Source organism: bacterium, from assembly GCA_026398675.1.
Taxonomy (GTDB): Bacteria; RBG-13-66-14; RBG-13-66-14; order RBG-13-66-14; family RBG-13-66-14; genus RBG-13-66-14.
Genome location: JAPLSK010000039.1, coordinates 1 through 1,916 on the forward strand (window position 1 = coordinate 1; position 1,916 = coordinate 1,916).

The 1,916-nt window shown below is 67.0% G+C and carries 2 protein-coding genes; both read left to right on the forward strand.

Features of this window, described 5'->3' with window-relative positions:
• Positions 1-459, forward strand: a 459-nt coding sequence (locus tag NTW26_00520; protein MCX7020758.1) for an AIR synthase-related protein, incomplete at its 5' end; no start/stop codon positions are given.
• Positions 460-522: 63 nt separating this feature from the next.
• Complete coding sequence (gene recA / locus NTW26_00525; protein MCX7020759.1) at positions 523-1,569, forward strand: recombinase RecA; 1,047 nt, start codon at positions 523-525, stop codon at positions 1,567-1,569.
• The last annotated feature ends 347 nt before the right edge of the window (positions 1,570-1,916 follow it).

Here is a 1,916-nt window from a genome sequence, read left to right on the forward strand (position 1 = left end):
CGGGAGAGGCTGCCCCTGAAGAGCGCGCTTTCTTCCGACTGCGCCCCGCTCTCGGGGCTGGTCGAGGCGATGCGCGGGGCGGGCGAGATTACCTGGATGCGCGACTGCACGCGGGGCGGGCTGGCCTCGGCGGCCAACGAGCTGGCGGCGGATTTCCGCCTTGGCGTCCGATTTATCGAGGAAAACCTCGTCGTCCACGACGCGGCGGCGGCGGTGGCCGAGCTTCTGGGCCTCGACATCCTCCACGTCGCCAACGAGGGGGTCATCCTGGCCGCGGTGGCGGAGAACGACGCCGGTCGTGTCCTGGAAGCGGCCCGACGGCACCCCTACGGTCGGGAGGCGTCACTGGCCGGCGGCCTGACGGAAAGCCACCCGCGCCGGGTCGTCCTCGAGACGGCCGTCGGCGGGGAGAGGGTCGTGGACATGCTCACCGGCGAGCAGCTCCCCCGCATCTGCTAGTGTCCGCCGGTGGAATGTGTTAATCTTCCCGCGTATCGTAAAAGTTCACCCGAAGGAGACGAGATGGCAGAGGGCACCAGCGGGGAAAAGGCGCGCAACCTGGAGGCGGCCTTCGCCCAGATAGAGCGGAAGTACGGCAAGGGCGCGATAATGCGCATGGGCGGTGAGGGCGAGCGGGACATAGACGTCATCCCCACCGGCTCCCTTTCCATTGACCGCGCCCTGGGCGTGGGCGGCCTCCCTCGGGGCCGGATCATCGAGATATACGGCCCCGAGGCCAGCGGCAAGACCACCCTCACCCTGCACGTCATCGCCAGCGCCCAGAGCCTGGGCGGCATCGCGGCCTTCATTGATGTGGAGCACGCCCTGGACATAAAATACGCGAAAAACCTCGGCATCAACATAGACGAGCTCCTGGTCAGCCAGCCCGACACCGGGGAGCAGGCGCTGGAGATAGTGGAGATGCTCGTCCGCTCGGGCGCCGTGGACCTCGTGGTGGTGGATTCCGTGGCGGCCCTGGTCCCCCGGGTAGAAATCGAGGGCGAGATGGGCGACAGCCACGTGGCCCTGCAGGCCCGGCTGATGAGCCAGGCCCTGCGCAAGCTCACCGGCGTGGTGAGCCGCTCCAACTGCTGCATCCTCTTCACCAACCAGATTCGCGAGAAGATCGGCGTGGTCTTTGGCAACCCCGAGGTCACCCCTGGTGGGCGGGCGCTCAAGTTCTACACCACGGTGCGCATGGAGGTGCGCCGCATCGGCTCCCTGAAGGTCGGCGGCGACAACATCGGCAACCGCAGCCGGGTCAAAGTGGTCAAGAACAAGGTCGCACCGCCGTTCAAGGAGGCCGAGTTCGACATCATCTTCGGTCTGGGCATCAACCACGTGGGCGAGGTGATAGACCTCGGCGTGGAGGCCGGCGACATCGAGAAGTCGGGGAGCTGGTTCTCCTACGACGGCGAGCGCCTGGGCCAGGGCAAGGAGAACGTCAAGGAGTCGCTCGACGAGAAGCCGGAGATGCTGGCGGCCATCGAGGCCAAGGTGCGCGATTTCTTCGGCATACCGGTGCAGAAGGCTGGCGCGAAGTCCAAGAAAGTGGCCGATTCGGAGTGACCGCCCGAGCAGCTACGTGCCCGTGAGTTTCGGGTCGAATGCAGGGGCGGGGGCTTCGTACCCCGCCCGTTTTCACGTTCCAAACCCCCGACCGTCATTCTAATCCTCTCCTCGCTGCGATGACGTAGGGCGGCCCCTCTGTGGGCCGCCGCGTTTACGTCCCCGGCCTCGACCCGCACCCCACCCCCCTCCCTAGCCCGTAGGCGAGCCTACCCCCAGAGAGGGGGAGGGGATATTCGGCAGCCCTCACCCTATCCCCACCGGCAAATTGCGATGATGTAGGGGCCGACCGACGGCGCGCCGTTTAGGTCGGCCCGCGGGCGACCGTGGAGGACTCGTCCTACCGG

Bases quoted from the DNA above. Each gene is read 5' to 3' on its own strand.
- recA (MCX7020759.1), top strand. From the start codon at position 523: ATGGCAGAGGGCACCAGCGGGGAAAAGGCGCGCAACCTGGAGGCGGCC.